22 protein-coding genes and 1 riboswitch are annotated in these 23956 nt (G+C 56.5%); of the genes, 17 read left to right on the forward strand and 5 right to left on the reverse strand.

Going from position 1 to position 23956, the window contains the following annotated elements; genetic code table 11:
- Positions 1 to 6 precede the first annotated feature (6 nt).
- Positions 7 to 1590: an oxamate amidohydrolase gene (gene hpxW, locus QMG44_RS04185; protein ID WP_086532706.1), complete on the reverse strand. Its 1584-nt coding sequence runs from the start codon at positions 1588 to 1590 to the stop codon at positions 7 to 9.
- A 153-nt stretch (positions 1591 to 1743) separates the two neighbouring features.
- Between hpxW and hpxU the strand changes: the two genes are divergently transcribed.
- The 7 genes from hpxU (at position 1744) to hpxK (ending at position 8096) form a co-directional block, all read left to right on the forward strand.
- Positions 1744 to 2583 carry a MurR/RpiR family transcriptional regulator HpxU gene (gene hpxU, locus QMG44_RS04190; protein ID WP_020884740.1) on the forward strand — a complete coding sequence of 280 codons (840 nt, stop codon included), beginning with the start codon at positions 1744 to 1746 and terminating at the stop codon, positions 2581 to 2583.
- A gap of 192 nt (positions 2584 to 2775) precedes the next feature.
- Positions 2776 to 3558 carry a transporter substrate-binding domain-containing protein gene (locus QMG44_RS04195; RefSeq protein ID WP_020884739.1) on the forward strand — a complete coding sequence of 261 codons (783 nt, stop codon included), beginning with the start codon at positions 2776 to 2778 and terminating at the stop codon, positions 3556 to 3558.
- Between the two features lie 4 nt (positions 3559 to 3562).
- Positions 3563 to 4228, forward strand: a complete 666-nt coding sequence (locus QMG44_RS04200; RefSeq protein ID WP_014169471.1) for an amino acid ABC transporter permease — start codon at positions 3563 to 3565, stop codon at positions 4226 to 4228.
- Entirely contained in the window at positions 4228 to 4884 is a 657-nt protein-coding gene (locus tag QMG44_RS04205) for an amino acid ABC transporter permease (RefSeq protein ID WP_025204495.1), read from the forward strand. Before QMG44_RS04200 ends, QMG44_RS04205 begins: the two co-directional genes overlap by 1 nt.
- On the forward strand, positions 4865 to 5602 hold the full coding sequence (locus QMG44_RS04210; protein ID WP_020884737.1) for an amino acid ABC transporter ATP-binding protein: 738 nt from the start codon (positions 4865 to 4867) through the stop codon (positions 5600 to 5602). Before QMG44_RS04205 ends, QMG44_RS04210 begins: the two co-directional genes overlap by 20 nt.
- A gap of 14 nt (positions 5603 to 5616) precedes the next feature.
- A complete protein-coding gene (locus QMG44_RS04215) occupies positions 5617 to 6858 on the forward strand; it encodes an alanine--glyoxylate aminotransferase family protein (protein WP_014169474.1) in 1242 nt (413 codons plus the stop codon).
- Positions 6855 to 8096: an allantoate amidohydrolase gene (gene hpxK / locus QMG44_RS04220; RefSeq protein WP_086532705.1), complete on the forward strand. Its 1242-nt coding sequence runs from the start codon at positions 6855 to 6857 to the stop codon at positions 8094 to 8096. The genes QMG44_RS04215 and hpxK overlap by 4 nt, the downstream gene beginning before the upstream one ends.
- On the opposite strand, the gene QMG44_RS04225 is transcribed toward hpxK, so the two are convergent.
- Entirely contained in the window at positions 8093 to 9208 is a 1116-nt protein-coding gene (locus QMG44_RS04225) for an ABC transporter ATP-binding protein (RefSeq protein ID WP_020884735.1), read from the reverse strand. The genes hpxK and QMG44_RS04225 overlap by 4 nt on opposite strands.
- A gap of 321 nt (positions 9209 to 9529) precedes the next feature.
- Between QMG44_RS04225 and QMG44_RS04230 the strand changes: the two genes are divergently transcribed.
- The 6 genes from QMG44_RS04230 (at position 9530) to QMG44_RS04255 (ending at position 16604) form a co-directional block, all read left to right on the forward strand.
- Positions 9530 to 10744, forward strand: a complete 1215-nt coding sequence (locus QMG44_RS04230; RefSeq protein ID WP_059305457.1) for an extracellular solute-binding protein — start codon at positions 9530 to 9532, stop codon at positions 10742 to 10744.
- Positions 10745 to 10801: 57 nt separating this feature from the next.
- Positions 10802 to 12106: a carbohydrate ABC transporter permease gene (locus QMG44_RS04235; protein ID WP_020884733.1), complete on the forward strand. Its 1305-nt coding sequence runs from the start codon at positions 10802 to 10804 to the stop codon at positions 12104 to 12106.
- A gap of 11 nt (positions 12107 to 12117) precedes the next feature.
- A complete protein-coding gene (locus QMG44_RS04240) occupies positions 12118 to 12969 on the forward strand; it encodes a sugar ABC transporter permease (RefSeq protein ID WP_014169479.1) in 852 nt (283 codons plus the stop codon).
- A 2-nt stretch (positions 12970 to 12971) separates the two neighbouring features.
- On the forward strand, positions 12972 to 14174 hold the full coding sequence (locus tag QMG44_RS04245; protein WP_040017106.1) for an arabinogalactan endo-beta-1,4-galactanase: 1203 nt from the start codon (positions 12972 to 12974) through the stop codon (positions 14172 to 14174).
- 30 nt (positions 14175 to 14204) lie between these two features.
- A complete protein-coding gene (locus tag QMG44_RS04250; protein ID WP_086532704.1) occupies positions 14205 to 16262 on the forward strand; it encodes a beta-galactosidase in 2058 nt (685 codons plus the stop codon).
- Positions 16263 to 16361: 99 nt separating this feature from the next.
- The gene (locus QMG44_RS04255; RefSeq protein WP_074164888.1) at positions 16362 to 16604 is read left to right on the forward strand and encodes a glucose PTS transporter subunit EIIB; all 243 of its coding nucleotides are present in this window, start codon (positions 16362 to 16364) and stop codon (positions 16602 to 16604) included.
- 104 nt (positions 16605 to 16708) lie between these two features.
- Here QMG44_RS04255 and QMG44_RS04260 read toward each other — a convergent pair whose 3' ends face one another.
- On the reverse strand, positions 16709 to 17974 hold the full coding sequence (locus QMG44_RS04260) for a maltoporin (RefSeq protein WP_086532703.1): 1266 nt from the start codon (positions 17972 to 17974) through the stop codon (positions 16709 to 16711).
- A gap of 269 nt (positions 17975 to 18243) precedes the next feature.
- Here QMG44_RS04260 and QMG44_RS04265 point away from each other — a divergent pair, with 269 nt between their 5' ends.
- On the forward strand, positions 18244 to 19320 hold the full coding sequence (locus QMG44_RS04265) for a LacI family DNA-binding transcriptional regulator (protein WP_032677847.1): 1077 nt from the start codon (positions 18244 to 18246) through the stop codon (positions 19318 to 19320).
- Positions 19321 to 19361: 41 nt separating this feature from the next.
- Here QMG44_RS04265 and QMG44_RS04270 read toward each other — a convergent pair whose 3' ends face one another.
- Positions 19362 to 20363 carry a magnesium transporter gene (locus QMG44_RS04270; RefSeq protein ID WP_032677848.1) on the reverse strand — a complete coding sequence of 334 codons (1002 nt, stop codon included), beginning with the start codon at positions 20361 to 20363 and terminating at the stop codon, positions 19362 to 19364.
- 60 nt (positions 20364 to 20423) lie between these two features.
- A riboswitch (M-box (ykoK) riboswitch) is annotated at positions 20424 to 20593 on the reverse strand.
- A 290-nt stretch (positions 20594 to 20883) separates the two neighbouring features.
- Here QMG44_RS04270 and QMG44_RS04275 point away from each other — a divergent pair.
- Positions 20884 to 21387, forward strand: a complete 504-nt coding sequence (locus QMG44_RS04275; protein WP_032670645.1) for a DedA family protein — start codon at positions 20884 to 20886, stop codon at positions 21385 to 21387.
- A 1-nt stretch (position 21388) separates the two neighbouring features.
- Here QMG44_RS04275 and QMG44_RS04280 read toward each other — a convergent pair whose 3' ends face one another.
- On the reverse strand, positions 21389 to 22138 hold the full coding sequence (locus QMG44_RS04280) for an SDR family oxidoreductase (protein WP_032681279.1): 750 nt from the start codon (positions 22136 to 22138) through the stop codon (positions 21389 to 21391).
- 100 nt (positions 22139 to 22238) lie between these two features.
- Here QMG44_RS04280 and QMG44_RS04285 point away from each other — a divergent pair, with 100 nt between their 5' ends.
- Together QMG44_RS04285 and agp are read left to right on the forward strand one after the other, a co-directional pair.
- Complete coding sequence (locus QMG44_RS04285; protein ID WP_020884724.1) at positions 22239 to 22598, forward strand: helix-turn-helix domain-containing protein; 360 nt, start codon at positions 22239 to 22241, stop codon at positions 22596 to 22598.
- Positions 22599 to 22684: 86 nt separating this feature from the next.
- The gene (agp, locus tag QMG44_RS04290; protein WP_025204488.1) at positions 22685 to 23926 is read left to right on the forward strand and encodes a bifunctional glucose-1-phosphatase/inositol phosphatase; all 1242 of its coding nucleotides are present in this window, start codon (positions 22685 to 22687) and stop codon (positions 23924 to 23926) included.
- Positions 23927 to 23956: the final 30 nt, after the last annotated feature.

Raw genomic sequence — 23956 nt, forward strand, 5'->3', positions numbered from 1 at the left:
CTCTCCTTAAAATCCGGCGGCGGCGCCGTTGCTGCGCGGGTCAAATGCCCCTTCAAACAGCCCGTTAGGATGGCGAACAATCGCACCCGCGTGGCCCATGGCTTCGCTGAAGGCCGGGAAGCACTCCACGTCGTGGCCCAGCGCCTGCAGGCGCGTGACGGTCTGCGGCGTAAAGCGGCCTTCCACCTTCAGGGTGTCGGATGTCTGTCCCCAGGTGCGCCCCAGTAACCAGCGCGGGCGGGCGATGCTCTCTTGCAGTGGTACCCCCTGCACCACATAGCGGGTAAACAGGGTGGCCTGGGTTTGCGGCTGGCCGTCACCGCCCATCGAGCCGTAGACCATGACGCGTCCGTCATGCAGACGCGCGGCTGCCGGGTTCAGGGTGTGGAACGGTTGTTTTCCTGGCGCAAGCGCCAGCAGGTGACGGGGATTGAGGCTGAATGAGGCTCCCCGGTTTTGCCAGACGATGCCGGTATCAGGCAGGACCACGCCGCTGCCGAACTCGTGATAAATGCTCTGGATAAACGACACGGCAAGACCGCTGTTATCCATCACCCCCATCCAGACCGTATCACCAGGGCCTTTGCCGCAGCCCCACGGTGCGGCCTGGTTATCATCGACCTGGTCGGCGAGGGCGGCCAGTACGGCAGGATCCAGCAGACCCTGGATATCGGTTTTCAGCTCGCGCGGGTCGGTGATATGGGCATCGCGCAGACCAAACGCCAGTTTGGTGGCCTCTACAATGCGGTGAACGGTGGTCGCTTCGTCAGCATCGGCCATGGACAGGCGGTCGGTTATCCCGAGGATCGCCAGCGACACCAGCCCCTGCGTTGGCGGCGCAAGGTTCCACACTTCGCCCTGCTGATGCTGTAATTTCAGCGGCGTGGTGCGCCGGGCGACATGCGCGTTTAGGTCAGCCAGGGTGATGGGCAGCCCCAGCGTTGCCATGCCCCGGGCCAGATGCTCCGCCAGCGGGCCGCGATAAAAACTGTCCAGACCGTCATCTGCGAGGTGGGAGAGCGTGGAGGCCAGCGCCGGTTGATAAAACCGGCTGCCGACCTGCGGCGGTTTGCCGTCCGTCAGCCAGGTCTCCGCGAAGCCGGGCAGGTCCTTCAGTTCATCCAGCTTACTGGCCGTGGCGGCGGCCTGAGACGCGGTCACCGGCGTGCCGTTTCGGGCATAGTCAATGGCGTCTGCCAGCAGGCGATTCAGGGGAAGAGCGGTGCCCGTCAGCGTGCGCGAAACCTTCAGCGCTTCGTCCCAGCCGCTCACCGTTCCCGCCACGGTCAGCGCCGCGCGAGGCCCGCGATGGGGGATCTGAGAGACATCGTCATAGGCGGCAAGCGTCGCCAGTGAGCCTGCTGTGCCGCTGGCGTCAATGGCAACCGGTTCGCCGTCAGGCGGCACGATAAGCCAGAAACCGTCCCCACCGAGACCGTTCATGTGCGGGTAAACCACGGCAATGGTTGCGGCGGCGGCGACCATTGCTTCAATCGCGCTACCGCCTTCGCGCAGAATGGCCAGGGCGCTCTGGCTGGCAAGATGGTGGGGCGCCACGGCCATTCCGTGTACGGAGACATTACTTTGCATGGAGAGTCCTCATAACCCAAAAGTCACAAGGTGCTGCAAAAGCTGTTCCAGTTATGAATGAAAAGTTTCACGTCAGTCGTAACATAACGTTTTAAGAAGCTGGCATGCTTAATGAAGGGTATAGTGAGGTGAAACAAAAGTTACAGAGGCTTTATGGAACAGCTTGATGAACGTCTGAAAGCGCAATACGCGTCGTTGTCACCGCAGGAGCAACGGGTGGCTGATTTTATTTTTGATCATTTCGACGACCTCATTAGTTATAACAGCGCCGAGCTGGCGCAGCTGAGCGGGGTGTCGAAAGCCACGGTGAGCCGTCTGTTTAAGCGTCTGGGCTATGAGAAGTATAAAGAGATGCGCGACGAACTGCGCACGCTGCGCCAGAGCGGCATGCCGCTGACCGATAACCGCGATGCGGTGCAGGGCAACACTCTGCTGGCGCGGCATTATAAGCAGGAGATGGCAAACCTCACCCAGTGGGTCAACGCTCTGGATGCTCAGCAGTTTGCCGAGGCCATGGCCTCAATGGTGAAGGCACGGCGGATTGTGATTATCGGGATGCGCAACGCCTATCCGGCGGCGCTGCACCTGCGCCAGCAGCTGTTGCAGGCGCGCGGACAGGTGCTGCTGCTGCCGCAGCCGGGGCAGAGCCTGAGCGAGGAACTGGTCGATTTAACGCCCGACGATCTGGTGATTATGATGGCATTTCGCCGTCGCCCGCGGATCGTTCGGCCGCTGTTGCAGCAGCTTCAGCACAGCGGTATTCCGGTTCTGCTGATGTGTGAGCCGCAGGCGCACAGCCTGTTTCCGCTGACCAGCTGGCAGCTCTGCGCCCCGCTGGACAGCGTCTCGGCGTACGACAGCTACTCGTCGGTCAACAGTCTGATCAACCTGCTGGCTAACGCCTTCCTGCATGAAATCCTCGATAAAGGCCGTCCCCGGATCCACGATATCGCCTCCCTGTATCAGCAGCTGGACGAACTGGAACAGCGATAATGGGGCATCAGGCTGGTGCTTTGCATTAAAATAGTGCAGAAAAGCGGGGCGGAAAAGGGAGGCCTTTTCCGCCCCGCTCTCGTTTTATCAGGCCTTCAGAGAAAATTTCCCGTTTCGCTTCATCTGGCACATTAGTTGCAAAATCCAATTAAAAGAATCTTTTGTTTCATGTTAACGTTACGGGGAAGCACCATGAAAAAGTTATTGATTGCACTGACCGGGGCCGTCTGTCTGTTTGCAAACCTGCCAGCAAAAGCTGACCAGCTTCAGGATATTGAGAAACGCGGCACTCTTCGTATCGCCGTCCCGCAGGATTTTCCTCCGTTTGGTTCGGTCGGGACCGATCTCCAGCCGCAGGGCTACGACATTGACATGGCGCGCTATCTGGCAAAACAGATGAAGCTCAAGCTGCAGCTGGTGCCGGTGACCAGTGCCAACCGCGTGCCGTATCTGCAAACCGATAAGGTGGATCTGGTGATCTCAAGCCTCGGTAAAAACGCCGAGCGTGAAAAGGTGATCGATTTTAGCCGTGCCTATGCGCCGTTCTTCCTCGGCGTGTTCGGCCCGAAAGGGGCTGAGCTGAAAGATGCTGCTCAACTGAGTGGAAAAACCATTGGCGTGACGCGCGGCGCGGTGGAGGACATGGTGCTGACCAGCCTTGCGCCGAAAGATGCAGACGTCAAACGCTACGAAGACAATAACACCACCCTGTCGGCTTACTTGTCCGGTCAGGTCCAGTACGTGGCGACAGGCAATCTGGTCGTGGCGGCGATTTCCCGCCAGAACGCCGCCAAAGCCCCGGTTCCGAGCTTTATGCTGAAGGACTCGCCGTGCTTTATCGGGCTGAAGAAAAACGAACCGGCGCTGAAAGCGAAAGTTGATGCGGTGATTGAGCAGGGAATTAAAGACGGCACCCTGAATAGCCTCTCTGAGCAGTGGCTGAAAGCGCCGTTGCCGGCAAGCCTGGGCGTGTAAGGCGATGACAGAGCAACTCCATTTCTCTGCGCTCTGGCCGTACTGGCCGGCGCTGCTGGCAGGGCTGTGGGTCACCATTCAACTGACGGTGATGGCAACCCTCGGCGGGCTGGCGATCGGTATTTTCGGGGCGGCGATTCGCAGCGGCCGGACGACGTGGTTCAGCCGGATCTGGGGCGGCTACGTGGAGATTATCCGCAACACGCCCTTTGTCGTGCAGCTGTTTTTCATTGTGTTCGGTCTGCCGAATCTGGGGCTGAAGATGACGGCGGGCGAAGCGGCGCTGCTGGCAATGGTCGTTAACCTGGGTGCGTACAGCACGGAGATTGTCCGTGCCGGTATTCAGGTTACGCCCAAAGGACAGTGGGAGGCCGGCCGCGTGCTGGGGCTTACCCGCCTGCAAACGTTTATACGCGTGGTGCTGCCACCGGCACTGCAGCGTATTTATCCGGCGCTGGTTAGCCAGTGCATTATCGTTATGCTCGGTTCGTCGGTGGTGTCGCAGGTCTCCTATGAAGAGCTGACTTTTGCCGCCAACCTGATTCAGTCAAGAACGTTCCTGAGCTTTGAGGTCTATCTGGTGACCACCGGAATTTACCTGGTGCTGTCAATTACCCTGCGCCAGCTAATGATGGCGGCAGGACGGAAGTGGCTGGGAGTACAGGCATGATGACCACCTTTACCGACTGGGACATTATTCGCAATCTGCTGCTCGCCGGACGCTGGACGGTGCTGCTATCGCTGGTGGCGTTTGTCGGCGGGGCGGCGGTAACGCTGCCGCTGTTGCTGTTGCGCCTCACGGGTGGGCGTACGGTAAAACGTCTTATCCGCGGCTATATCGAACTGTTTCAGGGCACGCCGCTGCTGATGCAACTGTTCCTGGCCTTCTTCGGCGTGGCGCTGTTGGGTATCGATGTTTCGCCGTGGACCGCTGCGTCGCTGGCCCTGACGTTCTACACCAGCGCCTTTTTGCTTGATATCTGGTTTGGCAGTATTCGTGCGCTGCCGAAAGGGCAGTGGGAGGCGTCGCGCTGTCTGGGGCTGACCTTCGGCCAGACGCTGTTTCGCGTGGTGGCTCCCCAGGCGTTACGCATCGCCATCGCCCCAACGGTGGGGTTCGCCGTGCAGGTGATTAAGGGGACCGCGCTGGCATCCATTATCGGTTTTATCGAGCTGACCAAGGCCGGGACGATGCTGACCAACGTGACCTATCAGCCGTTTAAAGTCTTTGCGCTGGTGGCGCTCGGCTACTTCATTCTGTGTTATCCGCTGTCGCGCTACAGCCGTTATCTGGAGACTAAATTCAATGCCTCTCATCACCATTAATCAGGTGCAGAAGTACTACGGCGATAACCACGTGCTCAAGGGCGTGGATCTGGACATCGACATGGGCCAGGTTATTTCAATTATCGGGCGCAGCGGTTCGGGTAAAAGCACGCTGTTGCGCTGCATTAACGGCCTCGAAGGGTATCAGGACGGCAGCATCAAGCTCGGCGGCATGACCATTACCGACCGGGATTCCCAGGCGCGTGAAATCAGCCGCTCGGTCGGCATGGTATTTCAGAACTTCAACCTTTTCCCGCACATGACGGCGATGGAAAACGTGATGCTCGCGCCACGTCGGGTGCTGAAGAAAAGCGCAGCAGAATGTCAGGTGCTGGCGCAGCGCATGCTGGAGAAAGTCGGGCTGGGTGACCGTCTGGATTACTACCCGTCAAGCCTCTCCGGCGGCCAGCAGCAGCGCGTGGCGATTGCCCGTGCTCTGGCGATGTCGCCTAAAGTTTTACTCTGTGACGAGATAACTTCCGCGCTCGATCCGGAACTGGTAGGCGAAGTGCTCAAGGTGCTGGAACAACTGGCCGCTGAGGGGATGACGCTGATCCTGGTGACCCATGAAATGAATTTTGCCCGCGAAGTGGGCGACCGCGTGGTGTTTATGCATCAGGGGCGCGTCTGGGAGCAGGGCGACAGCAAAACGCTGTTCGCTAACCCACAGACCACTGAGCTTAAACAGTTTATCTCCTCCGTGCGCGGCCTCAATTAACTAAGGACTAAAAAATGGATATCGCTCAATTTCCGCAAATCAATCCGCCACAACGTCTGCTGATGGGGCCGGGGCCAATCAACGCCGATCCGCGCGTGCTGCGAGCCATGTCGAGCCAGCTTATCGGCCAGTACGATCCGGCGATGACCCACTACATGAACGACGTCATGGCACTCTACCGCGGCGTGTTCCGCACGGAAAACCGCTGGACGATGCTGGTGGACGGCACCTCCCGCGCGGGGATTGAAGCGATTCTGGTATCGGCCATTCGTCCGGGGGACAAAGTGCTGGTGCCCGTTTTTGGTCGCTTCGGCCATCTGCTGTGCGAAATTGCCCGCCGCTGCCGCGCAGAGGTCCACACCATCGAGGTACCGTGGGGCGAGGTGTTCACACCGGATCGGGTGGAAGATGCCATTAAACGCGTGCGTCCGCGCCTGCTGTTAACCGTGCAGGGGGATACGTCCACCACCATGCTGCAGCCGCTTGCAGAACTCGGGGCAATCTGCCGTCGTTACGATGTCCTGTTTTATACCGATGCTACCGCGTCGCTCGGCGGCAACGCCCTGGAGACCGATGCCTGGGGGCTGGATGCGGTCTCGGCGGGGATGCAGAAATGTCTTGGCGGTCCGTCCGGCACCTCGCCTGTTACCCTGAGCCCACGGATGGAAGAGGCAATCCGTCGCCGCAAATGCATCGAAGAGGGGATCCGTACCGATGCCCATCGCGACGGCGACGAGGAGATGATTTACTCCAACTATTTCGACCTCGGCATGGTGATGGATTACTGGGGACCCGAGCGTCTGAACCACCACACCGAAGCGACCACCGCGCTGTTTGGCGCCCGCGAATGTGCCCGCCTCATTCTGCAGGAAGGGCTGGATAACGGTATCGCCCGCCACAAGCTGCACGGGGATGCGCTGCTGAAAGGTATTCAGGCGATGGGACTCGAGACCTTCGGCGACCTCAGGCACAAGATGAACAACGTGCTGGGCGTGCTTATCCCTCAGGGCGTAAACGGTGACCAGGTGCGTAAACTGATGCTGGAGGATTTCGGCATTGAAATCGGTACTTCGTTTGGTCCGCTGCACGGCAAAGTGTGGCGTATTGGCACCATGGGCTATAACGCGCGTAAAGACTGCGTAATGACCACCCTGAGTGCGCTGGAGTCGGTACTGAACTACCTGAAGTTTTCCACTACGCAGGGTGCCGCGATGCAGGCCGCGTGGGATCATTACCGCACTGAGACGGCGCTATGAATCACGCGACACGCCAGCAGGCGGCAGAACGTGTGATGGCCCGCGCCGATGCGCTGGCCGCCATCAGCGAAACCCAGGATTCCCTTACCCGCGTGTACCTCTCTGCCCAGCATCTGCAGGCTAACCAGCTGGTCGGGCAGTGGATGAACCAGGCGGGCATGACCGTCTGGCAGGACAGCGTGGGGAATATCTGCGGACGTTATGAAGGCGAGCAGGAGGGCGCACCGGCGGTATTGCTTGGCTCGCATCTGGATACCGTGCGCAATGCCGGACGCTACGACGGGATGCTGGGGGTGCTGGCGGCCATTGAAGTCGTTGACAGCCTGCACCAGCAGGGAAAACGGCTGGCGCAGGCCGTTGAGATTGTCGGCTTTTGCGATGAAGAGGGTACCCGCTTTGGTATCACGCTGTTGGGCAGCCGCGCCCTGACGGGCACCTGGCCTGTGGGCTGGCTCGACACGTGCGATGCCAGAGGTATCAGCGTGGCGCAGGCGATGGTACAGGCAGGGTTAGATCCCAGCCGTGTCGCGATGGCCGCAAGACGCCCGGATGATTTCAGCGCCTGTCTGGAGCTGCATATTGAACAAGGACCGTGTCTGGAACAGGCCGGTCTGGCGCTGGGCGTGGTTGAAGCCATTAACGGCGCGCGTCGTCTGAACTGCCGCTTCACCGGTGAGGCCGGCCACGCCGGGACCGTGCCGATGGCGCATCGTAAGGACGCGCTGGCCGCCGCCGCCGAATGGATGGTGCTGATTGAAAACACCACCCGTCAGCACGGCGGCAACCTGGTGGCCACGGTGGGTGAGTTGCGCTGTCTGCCTGGTGCGGTAAACGTCATCCCCGGCGAGGTCGCGCTCTCGTTAGATATTCGCGGCCCGCAGGATGCGCCGCTTGACCTTCTGCTTACTGCACTGCTGACGCAGGCGCAGGCGATAGCGGCCCGTCGCGGAATACATTTTGCTGCCGACGAATTTTACCGAATCGCCGCCACGCCATGCGATACACGTCTGCAGGCGCTGCTGGCGGAGGCTGTAGAATCGGTGCAGGGGAAGACATTATCGCTGCCGAGCGGTGCCGGTCATGACACCATCGCCCTGGCGGAGCGTTGGCCGGTAGGGATGTTGTTTGTGCGGTGTAAGGGAGGCGTCAGCCACCATCCGGCGGAATCGGTGATGGCTGAGGATGTCGCGCTGGCGATTGATGCCTTTACGCGTGCGGTAACGCGTCTGGCGGGTTAAGCGACCGAGCGTACCGCTTCATCAATGTCGGCACTCACCCGCACATCCTGCTCGTCAAACACCATGCAGTGGCGATCGTCAAAAGCCACATCAATTTGCTGCCACGGTGCGAATTTCACATCGCCCGGCAGCAAAATCTTCACATTGTCGTGGCCGTAGCACTGACCAAAGAGGTAGGTGTTATTGCCCAGACGCTCAACCACTTCACAGTTAAACGTCAGCCGCGTGCCGTGGCGGAGATCGGTGGTTAAATGTTCCGGACGAATGCCCAGCGTCACCGGGCTGCCTGCGTTCAACGGTGTGGTGGTCAGGGCCAGTGTGAGTGTCTTCTGCTGGGATAATCTCACCGTCAGCTCACCCGGTTGCCAGGCCTCTACCGTTGCCGGCAGGAAATTCATCTTCGGCGAGCCGATAAACCCGGCCACGAACTTGTTCGCCGGTTTGTAGTAGAGTTCCATCGGCGCGCCCATCTGCTCAACCTTTCCGTAGTTCATCACCACAATTTTATCAGCCAGGGTCATCGCTTCTATCTGGTCGTGGGTGACATACACCATGGTGGTTTTCAGTTCCTGGTGCAGACGGGCAAGATGCAGACGCATCTCCACGCGCAGCTCGGCATCCAGGTTGGAGAGCGGTTCGTCGAACATAAAGACCCGCGGATTACGTACGATGGCGCGGCCAATGGCCACACGCTGGCGCTGGCCGCCGGAAAGCTGCTTAGGTTTGCGATCCAGAAGGTGGGAAAGCTGCAGCGTTTTGGCCACCATCTCGACCTGATGGCGGATCTGATCTTTCGGCACCTTATTGACCTTCAGGCCGTAGCCCATGTTTTCGGCCACCGTCATATGTGGGTAGAGCGCATAGGACTGAAACACCATCGCCACGCCGCGGTGGGAGGGGGCAACGTCGTTCATCACCTCGTCACCAATTAACACTTCCCCTTCGCTAATGTCCTCCAGTCCGGCAATCATGCGCAGCATTGTCGATTTACCGCAGCCGGAAGGACCGACAAAGACGGCAAACTCACCGTCTTCAATCTCAAGATTCACGTTGTGCAAGGTTACGGTGTCGCCAAAGCGTTTGGTGACATTCCTCAATTGTATGTTCGACATCTGTATTCCCCGAGTAAACCGCCGCATATGTATTACGTATAACAATTATTTGCTACATGGCTGGACGGTGCAATTTGTCTGCTCTGACTATAACTTCCAGTATTCACGCACCCTATACTGATATTCCATTAATGTTATGACGATCACACAACTTACAGTTTTTTGTAGAGTTATCATGATGTGAAGGGTAGCGTATACCAAACCAAAGGCATTTGATGTTATACGTTGTACGCCAGTGTTAGTCGGTTTTCTGGCGAAGGTGTATGGCGGTGAAATGCAATAACAACCATAAAATTGTTATACCTTCACATGAGGTTGATAATGAAAAAGAACATACTCGCTGCTCTGATCCTCTCTACGCTCGCGGTGCAGGCTCACGCCACCACGCAGCTTAACGTCTGGGAAGACATCAAAAAGTCGTCCGGCATTAAAGACGCGGTCGCCGATTTCGAAAAGCAGTACGACGTTAAGGTTAACCTGCAGGAGATGCCTTACGCGCAGCAGCTGGAAAAACTGCGCCTCGACGGCCCGGCAGGAATTGGCCCGGACGTGCTGGTCATTCCCAATGATCAACTCGGCGGCGCGGTTGTGCAAGGGCTGCTGACCCCCCTGAATCTGGAGGCGAAGCAGACCGAACAGTACACGCCGGCGTCCATCAATGCCTTCAAAATGGATAACACCCTTTACGGTGTGCCGAAAGCGGTTGAGACGCTGGTGCTGATTTACAACAAAGACCTGATCGCGAAGCCGCTCAACTCACTTCAGGACTGGTATGACTTTTCTAAACAGCAGCGCGCCAAAAAACAGTACGGCCTGCTCGCCAAGTTCGACCAGATTTACTACAGCTGGGGGGCTATCTCCCCGATGGGCGGGTACATCTTCGGTAAAAACGATAAAGGCGGTTATAACGCCAGCGACGTGGGCCTGAACAAGCCAGGCGCGGTAGACGCGGTCACCTACCTGAAAAAATTCTATGCCGATGACGTGTTCCCGGCGGGGATCATCGGCGATAACGGTCTGAACGCGATCGACTCTCTGTTTACCGAGAAAAAAGCGGCAGCCGTCATCAACGGTCCGTGGGCGTTCCAGCCGTATGAAGCGGCGGGCATTAACTACGGCGTTGCGCCGCTGCCGACGCTGCCGGACGGTAAGCCAATGAGTTCATTCCTGGGCGTGAAGGGCTATGTCGTCTCTACCTGGAGCAAAGACAAAGCCATGGCGCAGAAATTTATCGAATTTATCAACCAGCCGCAGTACGTCAAAACGCGCTATATCGCGACGCGTGAAATTCCGCCGCTGACCGCGATGATTGACGATCCGCTCATTAAGAACGACGAGAAAGCCAGCGCGGTTGCCGTGCAGGCCGCACGGGCGACAGCGATGCCGGGCATTCCGGAAATGGGTGAAGTCTGGGCTCCGGCGAACGCGGCCCTCGAGCTGAGCCTGACCGGTAAACAGGATCCGAAAGCCGCGCTCGACAGCGCAGAAAAACAGGTTCAGATGCAAATCGAAGCCATGCAGGCCAGCAACCAGTAGTTTTCTGACGTCGCAGAACGGGAGGGCGTCTCTCCCGTTTTTTGAAAGGAGTTGTTTGTGAGTATCATCCCGGAACATTTTGCCAAACCGCGCGTGGCCGGGCGTCACGCCTGGACCAGCCTGCTGCTGGCGGTCATTCCCGGCTTCGGTCAGTTTTATCACCGTCAGTGGCTGAAAGGGGTCATCTTTCTGGTGCTGCTTGCCAGTTTTATCGGCGTATTTGCTGATTTTCTGCGCGAAGGGCTGTGGGGACTGGTGACGCTGGGTGAGGAGGTGCCGCGCGACAACTCCATCTTCCTGCTGGCGGAGGGGATCATCAGCGTGTTAATCGCTGCGTTCGGCGTGATGGTGTATTACCTGTCGATGCGTGACGCGTGGGTCAATGGCCTGAAACGTGACGAAGGGTTGCAGCTTAACAGCGTGCGTAAACAGTATCAGATGCTATTGAGCGACGGCTTCCCGTATCTGATGATCACCCCGGGCTTTATCCTGCTGGTGTTTGTGGTGGTGTTTCCCATTTTGTTCGGGTTTGCCATCGCCTTTACCAACTACAACCTCTACCACACGCCGCCGGCTAAGCTGGTTGACTGGGTCGGGTTTAAGAACTTCATCAATATCTTTACGCTCTCTATCTGGCGTTCCACCTTCTTCGACGTGCTGCAGTGGACGGTAGTCTGGACGCTGCTCGCCACTACGCTGCAGTGTACGGTGGGCGTACTGCTGGCGATTCTGGTGAACCAGAAAGATTTACGCTTTAAGCCGCTGATCCGTACCATCTTTATTTTGCCGTGGGCGGTGCCGGGCTTTGTCACCATCCTGGTTTTCGCCGGGATGTTTAATGACTCGTTCGGGGTGATTAACAACGCCATTCTGGCCTTCTTTGGGATTGCGCCTAAAGCCTGGATGACCGATCCGTTCTGGACCAAAACGGCGCTGATCATGATGCAAACCTGGCTTGGTTTCCCGTTTGTTTTCGCCATGACCACCGGCGTGCTGCAGGCCATTCCTGATGACCTGTATGAAGCGGCCACCATGGACGGCGCCAGCAGCTGGACCCGGTTGCGGACCATTACGCTGCCGCTGGTGCTCTACGCCATTGCGCCGATCCTGATTACGCAATACACCTTCAACTTCAATAATTTCAACATCATCTATCTGTTCAATAACGGCGGGCCGGCGGTAGTGGGGTCGAATGCGGGCGGCACCGACATTCTGGTGTCGTGGATCTACAAACTGACGATGTCATCTTCGCAATATGCCATTGCGGCGACCATCACCATCCTGCTGTCTGTTTTTGTCGTCGGCCTGGCGTTATGGCAGTTCCGCGCCACTAAATCTTTCAAAAATGACGACATGGCGTAAGGGACGTAACAATGGCTAAATCACAAAGTATTAAACGTGAGAAATGGGTCCGCCTTTCACTCTCTTGGCTGGTTATTGTGCTGGTGTCGGTCATCATCATTTACCCGCTGGTGTGGACGGTGGGCGCCTCACTCAACGCGGGCAACAGCCTGTTAAGCTCCTCTGTTATTCCGCAGAACCTGTCGTTCCAGCATTACGCCGACCTGTTTAATGGTCAGGTGAACTACATGACGTGGTACTGGAACTCGATGAAAATCAGCTTCCTGACCATGGTGTTGACCTTAATCAGCGTTAGCTTTACCGCCTATGCCTTCTCGCGTTTTCGCTTTAAGGGGCGGCAGAACGGACTGATGCTCTTCCTGCTGCTGCAGATGATCCCGCAGTTCTCGGCGCTGATTGCCATCTTCGTGCTCTCGCAGCTGTTGGGCTTAATCAACAGCCATCTGGCGCTGGTGCTGATTTACGTTGGCGGCATGATCCCAATGAACACCTATCTGATGAAGGGCTACCTGGACGCCATTCCTAAGGATCTGGATGAGTCCGCGCGCATGGACGGAGCCAGTAACTTCCGCATCTTCATCGAGATCATCATGCCGCTTTCCAAACCCATTGTGGCGGTGGTGGCGCTGTTCTCCTTCACCGGGCCGCTGGGGGATTTCATTCTCTCCAGCACCATTTTGCGCACCCCGGACAAATACACCTTACCCATCGGGCTTTATAACCTGGTGGCACAAAAAATGGGTGCCAGTTACACCACCTACGCGGCAGGCGCGGTGCTGATTGCGGTGCCGGTCGCGATCCTCTATCTGGCCTTACAAAAATACTTCGTCTCCGGTCTGACTTCCGGGAGTACTAAGGGATAACCATGAAAAGACTCAAACCCGCTTTGCTTGCTGTTTGTCTTTCTTGCGGTCTTGCCGCGAGTGCGTTCGCCGCGGACGGGGTAAAAACGCGTCCTTTTAACGCCATGCCGGCAGACTTTATTAAGGGGGCGGACATCTCGACGCTGCTCGAGGCGGAACAGCATGGCGCAACATTTTATAACCAGAATGGCCAGCAGCAGGACGCGATTGCCATTCTGAAAGCCAACGGCGTGAACTATGTGCGCCTGCGTTTGTGGGTGGATCCGCAGGATGCCAACGGAAATACCTACGGGGGCGGCAGTAACAATCTGGAAAACACGCTGGCGCTGGCGAAGCGCGTGAAGGCCCAGGGCATAAAACTCCTGCTCGATTTCCACTACAGCGATTTCTGGACCGACCCGGGCAAACAGTTCAAACCAAAAGCCTGGGAGAAGATGGATTACCCGCAGCTTAAAACGGCAATCCATGACTATACGCGCGACACCATTGCCCGCTTTAAAAAAGAGGGCGTGCTGCCGGACATGGTCCAGATTGGTAATGAAATCAATGGCGGGCTGCTCTGGCCGGAAGGCAAAAGCTGGGGGCAGGGTGGCGGCGAGTTTGACCGCGTAGCCGGGTTACTCAACGCCGCAATCAGCGGGATGAAAGAGAACCTGACCGACGGCGAGCAGGTGAAAATTATGCTGCACCTGGCCGAAGGCACTAAAAATGACACCTTCCGCTGGTGGTTTGATGAGATCACGAAGCGCGATGTGCCGTTCGATATTATCGGCCTGTCGATGTACACCTACTGGAATGGCCCGATCGGCGCGCTCAAAGCCAATATGGATGACATCAGCAAACGCTATAACAAAGACGTGATTGTGGTGGAAGCGGCCTATGGCTATACGCTGGAGAACTGCGATAACGCAGAAAACAGTTTCCAGGCCAAAGAAGAGAAGGACGGTGGCTACCCCGGCACCGTGCAGGGTCAGTACGATTATATCCACGATTTAATGCAGGCCGTGATTGACGTTCCCGATCGTCGCGGTAAAGGTCTGTTCTACTGGGAGCCGACCTGGATTGCCGTACCGGGCACCACATGGGCCACCAAAACCGGCATGAAATATATCCATGATGACTGGAAAGAGGGAAATGCCCGCGAAAACCAGGCGTTATTTGATTGTCATGGCAAAGTGCTGCCGTCGATAACGGTATTTAAATAGTATTCTGTTTCACTTCAGGACGTTTTTAATATGAATAAATTTGCGCCTTTAAGTTCGAAGGTCGCTGCGTTATTGCATGGCGCCGACTATAACCCGGAGCAATGGGAGAATTACCCCGGTATTATTGAAAAAGATATTGCCATGATGCAGCAGGCGAAATGTAATGTCATGTCGGTGGGCATATTTAGCTGGGCGAAGCTCGAACCGCGTGAAGGGGAATATGATTTTGTCTGGCTGGATAACGTCATTGATAAATTATATTCAGCGGGGATCCATATTTTCCTCGCCACGCCGAGCGGTGCGCGCCCGGCATGGATGTCGCAAAAATACCCGCAGGTGCTGCGCGTAGGGCGTAACCGCGTGCCTGCGCTGCACGGTGGACGTCATAACCACTGTATGTCTTCCCCGGTGTACCGTGAGAAGACATTGAAAATGAATACCTTACTGGCTGAGCGTTATTCACAGCACCCGGCGGTGCTGGGCTGGCATATCTCCAATGAGTACGGCGGTGAGTGCCACTGCGATCTGTGCCAGGAGCGCTTTCGTGACTGGCTGAAAGCGCGCTACAAAACCCTGGATGCGCTGAACCACGCATGGTGGAGCACCTTCTGGAGCCACACCTATAGCGACTGGTCGCAGATTGAGTCCCCTGCGCCGCAGGGCGAGGTGTCCATTCACGGTCTGAACCTCGACTGGCGCCGCTTTAATACGGCGCAGGTAACAGATTTCTGCCGCCATGAGGTTGCGCCGCTAAAAGCCGTCAACGCAGCGTTGCCGGTGACGACCAACTTCATGGAGTACTTCTACGATTACGACTACTGGCAGCTTGCGAAAGCGATCGACTTTATCTCCTGGGACAGCTACCCGATGTGGCACAAGGAGAAAGACGAAACCCAGCTCGCCTGCTACACCGCCATGTACCACGACATGATGCGCAGCCTGAAAGGCGGCAAACCTTTTGTGCTGATGGAGTCCACGCCGAGCACCACCAACTGGCAGCCGACCAGCAAGCTGAAAAAGCCGGGGATGCATATTCTTTCGTCAATGCAGGCGGTGGCACACGGGGCCGATGCCGTACAGTACTTCCAGTGGCGTAAAAGCCGCGGTTCGGTGGAGAAATTCCACGGGGCGGTTATCGACCACGTGGGGCATCTTGATACGCGTGTCGGGCGCGAAGTGACGCGTCTGGGCGAAATGCTTGAGCGCCTGCCGGGGGTGGTCGGGTGTCGCACGCAGGCACGGGTGGCGATTATCTTCGACCAGCAAAATCGCTGGGCGCTGGACGATGCCGAAGGGCCGCGCAACATGGGGATGGAGTACGAAAAAACCGTTAACGAACACTACCGTCCGTTCTGGGAAAAAGGCATCGCGGTGGATGTGATTGATGCCGACGGCGATCTCAGCCAGTACGCGCTGGTGATTGCGCCGATGCTTTATATGGTGCGGGAAGGCTTCGCCGAACGCGCAGAAGCGTTTGTCGCCGGGGGCGGCCATCTGGTGACCACCTACTGGAGCGGCATCGTGGATGAAAGCGATCTTTGTCATCTCGGCGGGTTCCCGGGGCCGCTGCGTAAACTGCTCGGCATCTGGGCAGAAGAGATCGACTGTCTCGGTGAGGGAGAACGTAATCTGGTACAGGGGCTGGCGGGTAATGCGGCTGGCCTGCAGGGGCCGTATCAGGTTCGTCATCTGTGCGAACTGATCCATGTCGAAAACGCTCAGCCGCTGGCGACCTACCGGGATGATTTCTACGCCGGTCGGCCTGCCGTGACGGTGAACCGTTTCGGTAAGGGGAAAGCGTGGCATGTGGCGTCGCGCAACGATCTGCCGTTCCAGCGTGATTTCTTCGCCGGGATTATTGACGAACTGGCGCTGCCGCGGGCCATGGAATGCGATTTCCCACCGGGTGTGGTGGCAACGGCCCGCACGGACGGCGAAACCACGTGGGTGTTTGTGCAGAACTACACCGCCCAGCAGCAGCTCATTACGCTACCGCAGGGGTATACCGACTGCATGACCGATGCCGCCGCCGTGGGTGATACTGCTCTGCTGCCGTGGGATTGTCGGGTACTCAGGCGTAAAGCGTAGTCGCTGAGGGCGTCGCGTCGTACAACCCTGGCTAATCAATCTGAAGGCGCCTGCTCTATGAGCAGGCATTTTTTTATCTGCATAACAGAGAGGCGTATTATGGACAGTGAAATAACTCAGCGTTTAATTCCTGCATTCGGCGGCGACGATAATATCGAACATGTTGAAGCCTGTATTACCCGTTTGCGCGTCACGGTAAAAGATTTAAATAAGGTGGATACGCAGGCGTTACAACAGGAGGGGGCGCTGGGCGTGATTATTATCGGCCAGCAGGTGCATGCGATATTTGGCCGGCAGTCTGATACCTTGCGGCAATTATTAGATGCGCATTTTAGTCATTAATAATAAAAAAGGGATAGCCAAAATAATGGCTATCCCAAACGAGGAGAATAGACTGCCAGTTGTTGGAGATACAATAACGATTAACGCATATCAGGAAATAAACATTACCACCAGGCTTCCACCTGCACGCCAAAATTCCAGGTATTATTTGCGGTGCCGTCTTCGAAGGATTGTCCTTTCTCGGAGTCATTCAGGTAAGAGGCGAAGACGCGCAGTTCCGGACGCGACATAAAATCAGGCCCATCCGCCAGTCCGAGTGCGAGGGTGTACTTCTCTCCGCTCTGCTTGTAGCTGGAGCCGTCGGTGTAGGTATCTTTCTGGTAGAAACCGCCCACTTCACCAATCAGACGCACGTATTCGGTGAACTGGTACTGCGCGCGACCCACCAGAGAGACAAGGCGCGATTTATCGGTGAATTGCGTGGTGTCATCCGCCGAGCCCCAGGTCAGCACGTGGTTGAAGGAGAGCTTGTCCGTAATCGGAATTAAGCCGGTGTTAATCACACGGTAGCCGCTGGCGTCGTTCACGTAGTTCCACATGTCATACCAGCCGCCGCCCTGGGACACCATGTTTTGCGCCAGGCCTTTGTTCGCATACTGCAGCACCAGCTTGTTGTAGCCGCCTAACATGTCCTGGCTGATCTCACCGGTGACCATGACGCCGTTGTCGGCCTCATACAGCCCACCGTACTCTTTCTGCTTATTGGTGGGGTTTGGCATGGCGTAATCAATGCCCACTTCAGTCCATGCACCCGCCCACGGCTTCCAGCCCGCATAGCGAAGGTCGATGTAGTTGATATTGACGTCACTATCGCCGTCCACGCGGTAGTCTACGTCGTTGGCATCGCCACGGATCCAGGCCACGGACACCGCACCCGGTCCGAGCGTGTAGTTTTCGATACCGGCACCCGCGCCTGAGATGTTCCAGTATTTGGTGTCAATGATGTGCAGGTCATGGCGCTGGTAGTAGCGCTTACCGCCCCAGATCACCGCGTTCGGATCGCCGGGGATCAGCCCCTTGATCTGCAGATTCAACTGACGCAACCCGAACTGCGCATCGTCTCCGAAGGTGGTTTCATTGTCGTTAGAGCCGTCAGAGACCATGCTCACCATGCTGTCGAGGTAGAAGCTGACTTCGTTCTTTTTGTACACCTCTGAGCCCAGCTCCAGCTCGCCGTAGGTATCGGCCTCGTTACCCAGACGGCCAATTTTATTTTTTTGCCACTCCTCCATCCCACCATCCCGTGAGACGCCCACACCGGAGCGAAGATACCCATGAAAATCAATTGGTACTGAAGACGCTGCAAACAGCGAAGGAGACGCTAACGCGGCAGCCAACGCAACAGATACAGAGCGGATCGTCGTGTTCATTGTTACCCTCTTATTGTTTTGTAATACGTTCACAAATCCGTTGTCATAAAATGCCTAAACCTTTTTTCTGGCAATTACGCGATCGTTAATCTGTGATTAAGTGCAAATAAAATAGCCAATTTTGTTACGATTGATGAGGTGTGACCAGAAATGTAGTATTGTGAACGTAATACTTTTTGATGGTGTTATGGCAGCCGAAAGTGCCCAGTGGGCGTTTTTTTATATCGCCCCTGATACAATCAGCGCATAACAATATAAGGAACCGGACCATGAAGTCGAAAAGCGCAACGTTAGAGGACGTCGCACGCCATGCGGGCGTCTCCTATCAGACCGTGTCCAGGGTACTGAATAAATCTGCCAATGTATCCGAAGCCACGCGTCACAAGGTGGAGAAATCCATAGAGTTATTGCGGTATGTCCCGAACCGCCTGGCGCAGCAGCTGGTCGGAAAGCAGACCCAGACCGTCGGACTGGTGACGATTTCGCTGGCTTTGCATGCGCCGTCACAGGTCGCCGCGGCGGTAAAACGCTATGCAAATGTGGAAGGGTATCAGGTGTTGATCTCCATGATTGATGAGAACGTCAACCACAGCATCCAGGATTCGATCAATGAACTGAAATCTCAGCTCGTCAGTAAGGTGATCATCAACGTCCCGCTGGAAGCAGAGCAGGCGCAGAAAATCGCGACGGACAACGACGATATCGTCTGTCTGTTCCTCGACGTTGACCCTTACAGTTCCGTGTTTAACGTTTCGTTTAACCCAGCAGATGGCACCCGTGCCAGCGTCAAATATCTTTACGAACTGGGGCACCGGGAAATCGCGTTGCTGGCGGGGCCAGCGTCTTCTGTCTCGGCGCAGCTCAGGCTGAAAAGCTGGATTGAAACCCTGAAAGGTTACGGTCTGGAGCCGGCCTCGGTGATCCGCGGGAACTGGGATGCGCAGAGCGGTTACGCGGGTGCATTGCAGATGCTGCGCGAGACGCCGCAATTTTCTGCCGTGCTGGTGGCCAACGACCAGATGGCGCTGGGGGTACTAAGTGCTTTCCATCAGCATCAGATTTCCATTCCGGGTGAAAAATCGGTGATTGGCTACGATGACACCTACGAAAGCTCATTCTTCTATCCGGCATTGACCACGGTATCGCTGGACCTGGATCTGCAGGGGAAAGAGGCGGTGCGCCGCATTCTTGACAGTGGCGAAGACAATGCCGTGCGCATGTCATCCATTCTGCCTGCCCGGCTGGTGGTGCGGCAGTCGACCGGGCCGAAAGGTGAGAAGGGCAAAAACCTGCAGGCGCTGGCGCAACAGCTTCGTGATATCGCACATCAGCTTGGCGATATGTAAAACGGTGAGCACCTCAACCCGGTGGGTGAGGTGCTGCACTCTTATTCCAGCCCCAGCGTGTACTGCGCAATCTTGAAGTAGATAATCAGACCGGTTCCGTCGATAAGCGTCGCGATAAAGGGCGCGGAAACGACGGCCGGGTCAATGCCGCAGCGCTTCAGTACCATCGGAATAACTGACGAGACAATCGCACTCCACAGCGTAATACAGACCAGCGTCAGGCTGACGATAAGGGTAATTTCCAGCCCGATACCCATCATCCAGGCGCGAACACACCCGGCAAGACCAAGCGTGGCGGCAATCATCAGCGAGGTGGTCATCTCCTTTCGTAACACGCGGCCAACGTCGCGCAGGCGCACTTCACCCAGCGCCATTGCACGTACCAGCGTGGAGGTGATCTGCGTCCCGCTGTTCCCACCGGTCCCTATCAGCAGCGGAATAAAAAAGGCCAGGGCAATGGCGGATTCCAGCGCTTCTTCGAAGTGCTGAATAACCGAGCTGGTATAGGCTTCAGCGACAAACAACAGCAGCAGCCAGACGGAGCGTTTTTTCCACAGGCTGTAGGGGCTGGTTTCCAGATACGGCTTTTCCAGCGGCAGCGTTGCTCCCTGGAGCTGGGCATCTTCGGTGACATCATCTTCCAGCAGATGGGCGATTTCGCGTTCGGTCAGGCAGCCGACCACTTTACCGTGCGTGACCACCGGCACGACATCCGCCTCGCCGTGGGCCAGCAGCCCGGCGACATCGGCACGCTCGTCTTCCGGTTTGACCTGCAGAAACTGAGAAATCATCAGCGTTTTCACCGGCTGTACCGTATCGGCGGTCTGCAGCAGTTTGCGCACCGCAACCATGCCTGCCAGCCGACCGTTATCTTCGAGGAAAATATGCGATGGAATATCATCGTCTTTTAATTTTTCGAAAAATTGCTCGCGTGCCAGCGCCACGCATAATGAAATATCGAGGACGATAAAATCGGTATTCATATATTGCGCGATTGCGCTGTCATTGAATGCCAGGTTTTGATTGTGAATAGCGTAAGACATAGTGAATTCCCTTTGAATAATAAAATCTCTCAGGGGCGAGCAAGACAGGGCATGTCGAAGAGGAGATCCCCACGTCCTGGGTTCAGCACTGTACACCGTATCCCGTAAGGGAAGTTATACTGACAAAGCCTTGATTCGACAGTGCCTGTTTTACCCTGTGCCGGTTCTCTCGAACCCACCAGAGCGATAACGTGTATTTGTACAGGAGCCTCGCCATAACGAGATCGTTGTAAAACGAGAGGGATAATACGCCACTTTAAACGTCGCGCTGTGGAATTTAAAAGACGTTTAAGAAACGTTTAGAACAATAATTTAATCCCGCGTATTAATGACATCGATTATTCATCAATGACGGTGGTTATTGCTCAAGAGAGTATAATTCCACACCTCTGTGTTTCTAAATGGCGCTGACATTTTCGCGTGTCGTTAATGCCTTCCTGCTGGAGGTCTGAGCGGTTGATACCCCATTTAAGGTTGTTCGTTTCTAATGGTCAGCATCACGAACGCTGCGGGGTGGAATATGACGTGGTTTGACAATCTGCTGAATCATTTTGCGCTCTATCCGACGCATCTGTTCGCGCTGCTTTTCGTCATCGCGCTGAGCAAGTCTACGGTACTGGTTTCCTCCGTGCTTCCGCCGGCCTCGGTGATGCTGCTGGCAGGGATCACCGTCAGCCAGACCAGCCTGCATCCGGGACTGACGTGGCTGGCTGTCGCGGCGGGTGCCACAACAGGGTCGGTATTGAATTATCATATCGGCCAGTTGATGGGCCACACGCGGCTGGTCACGCGCTTCACCTCCCGGCACGCCGAGAAATTTTTGCGGGTACAACATCAGCTGCAGAAAAACGGCGTGCTGGTGCTCTTTACCGCGCGTTTCCTGGCGGTGCTGCGTTATATCGTCCCGCTGGCAGCGGGCATGCTCAGACTGAACGCGGCGAAGGTGTACGCGGTAAGCCTGATTTCAGCCGTCGTATGGGCGGCGCTGTATGTCGGCATCGTCACCGGCATCAGCGCCTTTTGACCTACAGGTTTCCCATTCCGCCGTCGACCAGCAGTTCCGTTCCCACCATATAGCGCGATTCGTCAGAGGCAAGATAGAGCGCGGCTTTCGCCAGCTCCGTCGGCGTGCCCATTCTGCCCAGCGGCACAAGTTTGGTGATATCCCCCAGCATCGCCTTGAGCGCTTCCTCGCTTAACCCCGTTTTATTAAATGCCGGTGTTTCTACCGGACCCGGGCTCAGGCCGTTGACGCGAATACCGCGCGGCAACAACTCCCCTGACAGCGTGCGTGCCAGCGACAGTAATCCCGCCTTGCTGGCGGCATAAACGCTGCTGGCAGGCAGCCCGATGCGGGCGCTCACGGACCCGCACAGGATCACAGAGGAGGGATTATTGAGCAGCGGCAGCAGGGCCTGAATCAAAAAGAACGGTCCTTTAAGGTTGATGCCCATCAGGCGATCCCAGGCGTCTTCCTGCCACTCTTCAAGCAGCCCGTGCGTCACATCGCCGGCGTTAATAAACACGGCATCAAGACGTGGCCAGCGAGAGGCGAGCGTGTCCGCCAGCGCTTTTTGCGCGGCGATGTCACCCGCATCGGTCGGAATAACCCAGGCATTATCGCCCAGAATGCGTTGTGCTTCGGCAAGGGTATCTGGGTTACGTCCGGTGACAGCAACGTGCGCCCCTTCGGCAATAAATTCCTGCGCGGTAGCGAGTCCAATACCGGAAGTGCCGCCGGTAATCAGCGTATATTTACCTGCTAAACGACCCATGTGCTTCTCCTGAAATGACTCTGGAGAAAGCACTATAGAAACGTTAGTATCGAAAGGAAACCAGGTACCATTTGGATACTAATGAGGCAAGAGGTGTGCTATGGCGGAATCACTCACTATACCCTGTGAAAAAAAATCTGAGGTTTATCTCTGCCCGATGACGCAGTTTGTAAACCTGATTTCCGGTAAGTGGGCGATCCCGGTGCTCTATCGCCTGATTATGCTCAATGCACCGGTCCGGTTTGGCGATCTGCTGCGCGCCGCCGCCCCCATCACGCAAAAAGAGCTCACGAAGCAGTTGCGCCTGTTTGAGCAGCGCGGGCTGGTGTCGCGCACTATCTACCCGGAGATCCCACCGCGGGTGGAGTACCAGATAACCGCGCTGGGATTAACCCTGCAGAGCGCGCTCTCCCCGCTGGCCGACTGGATGAGCGAATACGGCGATCGCCTTGAAAAGTAATCCTCAGTTTGCGAAACGCTTCCCGGAAAATTGTCACGAATCTGTCACACTCACTGCGACATTTTAAAACGAGTGAGGAATTAGGGATGAGAAAAGCACTACTCGCGCTGGCAATCGCCGGTTCCATTGCAGTGACATCTGGCGTGCAGGCGCAAGAGACGCCGGAAGGGTATCAGCTGGAACAAGTTTTAATCATGAGTCGCCATAATTTGCGCGCGCCGCTCGCCAATAATGGCAGCGTGCTCGAGCAATCCACACCGAAGCAGTGGCCAGAATGGGAGGTGCCAGGCGGCCAGCTCACCACCAAAGGTGGCGTGCTTGAAGTCTACATGGGCCACTATATGCGCGAGTGGCTGGCACAGCAGGGGATGGTGAAAACCGGCGAGTGCCCGGCCGCGGATAGCGTATATGCCTATGCCAACAGCCTGCAGCGCACTGTCGCCACCGCGCAGTTCTTTATCACCGGCGCCTTCCCGGGGTGCGATGTGCCTGTGCATCATCAGGAAAAAATGGGCACCATGGATCCGACCTTTAACCCGGTGATTACGGATAACTCACCTGCATTCCGTGAAAAAGCGCTGAAGGCGATGGAGACTGAGCGGCAGAAAATGCAGCTTGGCGAGAGCTACAAGCTGCTGGAGCAGATGACGAATTACGCCGATTCACCGTCCTGTAAAGAGAAGAACGTGTGCTCGCTGGCAGAGGCGAAAGATACCTTCAGCGCCGACTATGAAAAAGAACCTGGCGTATCGGGGCCGTTAAAAGTCGGTAACTCGCTGGTGGATGCCTTCACGCTGCAGTATTACGAAGGCTTCCCGGCAGACCAGGTTGCCTGGGGGGAAATTAAAACCGATCAGCAGTGGCGCGTGTTGTCGCAGTTGAAAAATGGCTATCAGGACTCGCTGTTTACCTCCACCGAGGTGGCGCAAAACGTGGCCAAACCGCTGGTGAAGTATATCGACCAGGCCCTCGTCACCGGGCAGGCGAAAGCGCCGAAAATCACCCTGCTGGTGGGGCATGATTCCAATATCGCGTCGCTGCTTACGGCGCTGGATTTCAAACCGTACCAGCTGCATGACCAGCACGAGCGGACGCCAATTGGCGGGAAAATTGTTTTCCAGCGCTGGCATGATAAAAACGCCAACCAGGAGCTCATGAAGATTGAGTATGTCTATCAGAGCGCCGACCAGCTGCGTAACGCCAGCGTACTGTCACTGGATGCGCCGGCACAGCGTGTGACGCTGGAGCTGAAGGGGTGTCCGGTTGATGCGAACGGTTTTTGCCCAATCGATAAATTCAATGCGGTGATGAATAACGCGGCGAAATAGGTAAAACCCCCCGCTCAGGCGGGGGGAAAC

It is taken from the genome of Enterobacter sp. 200527-13, from assembly GCF_027924865.1.
In the GTDB taxonomy this organism is placed as follows: domain Bacteria; phylum Pseudomonadota; class Gammaproteobacteria; order Enterobacterales; family Enterobacteriaceae; genus Enterobacter; species Enterobacter ludwigii.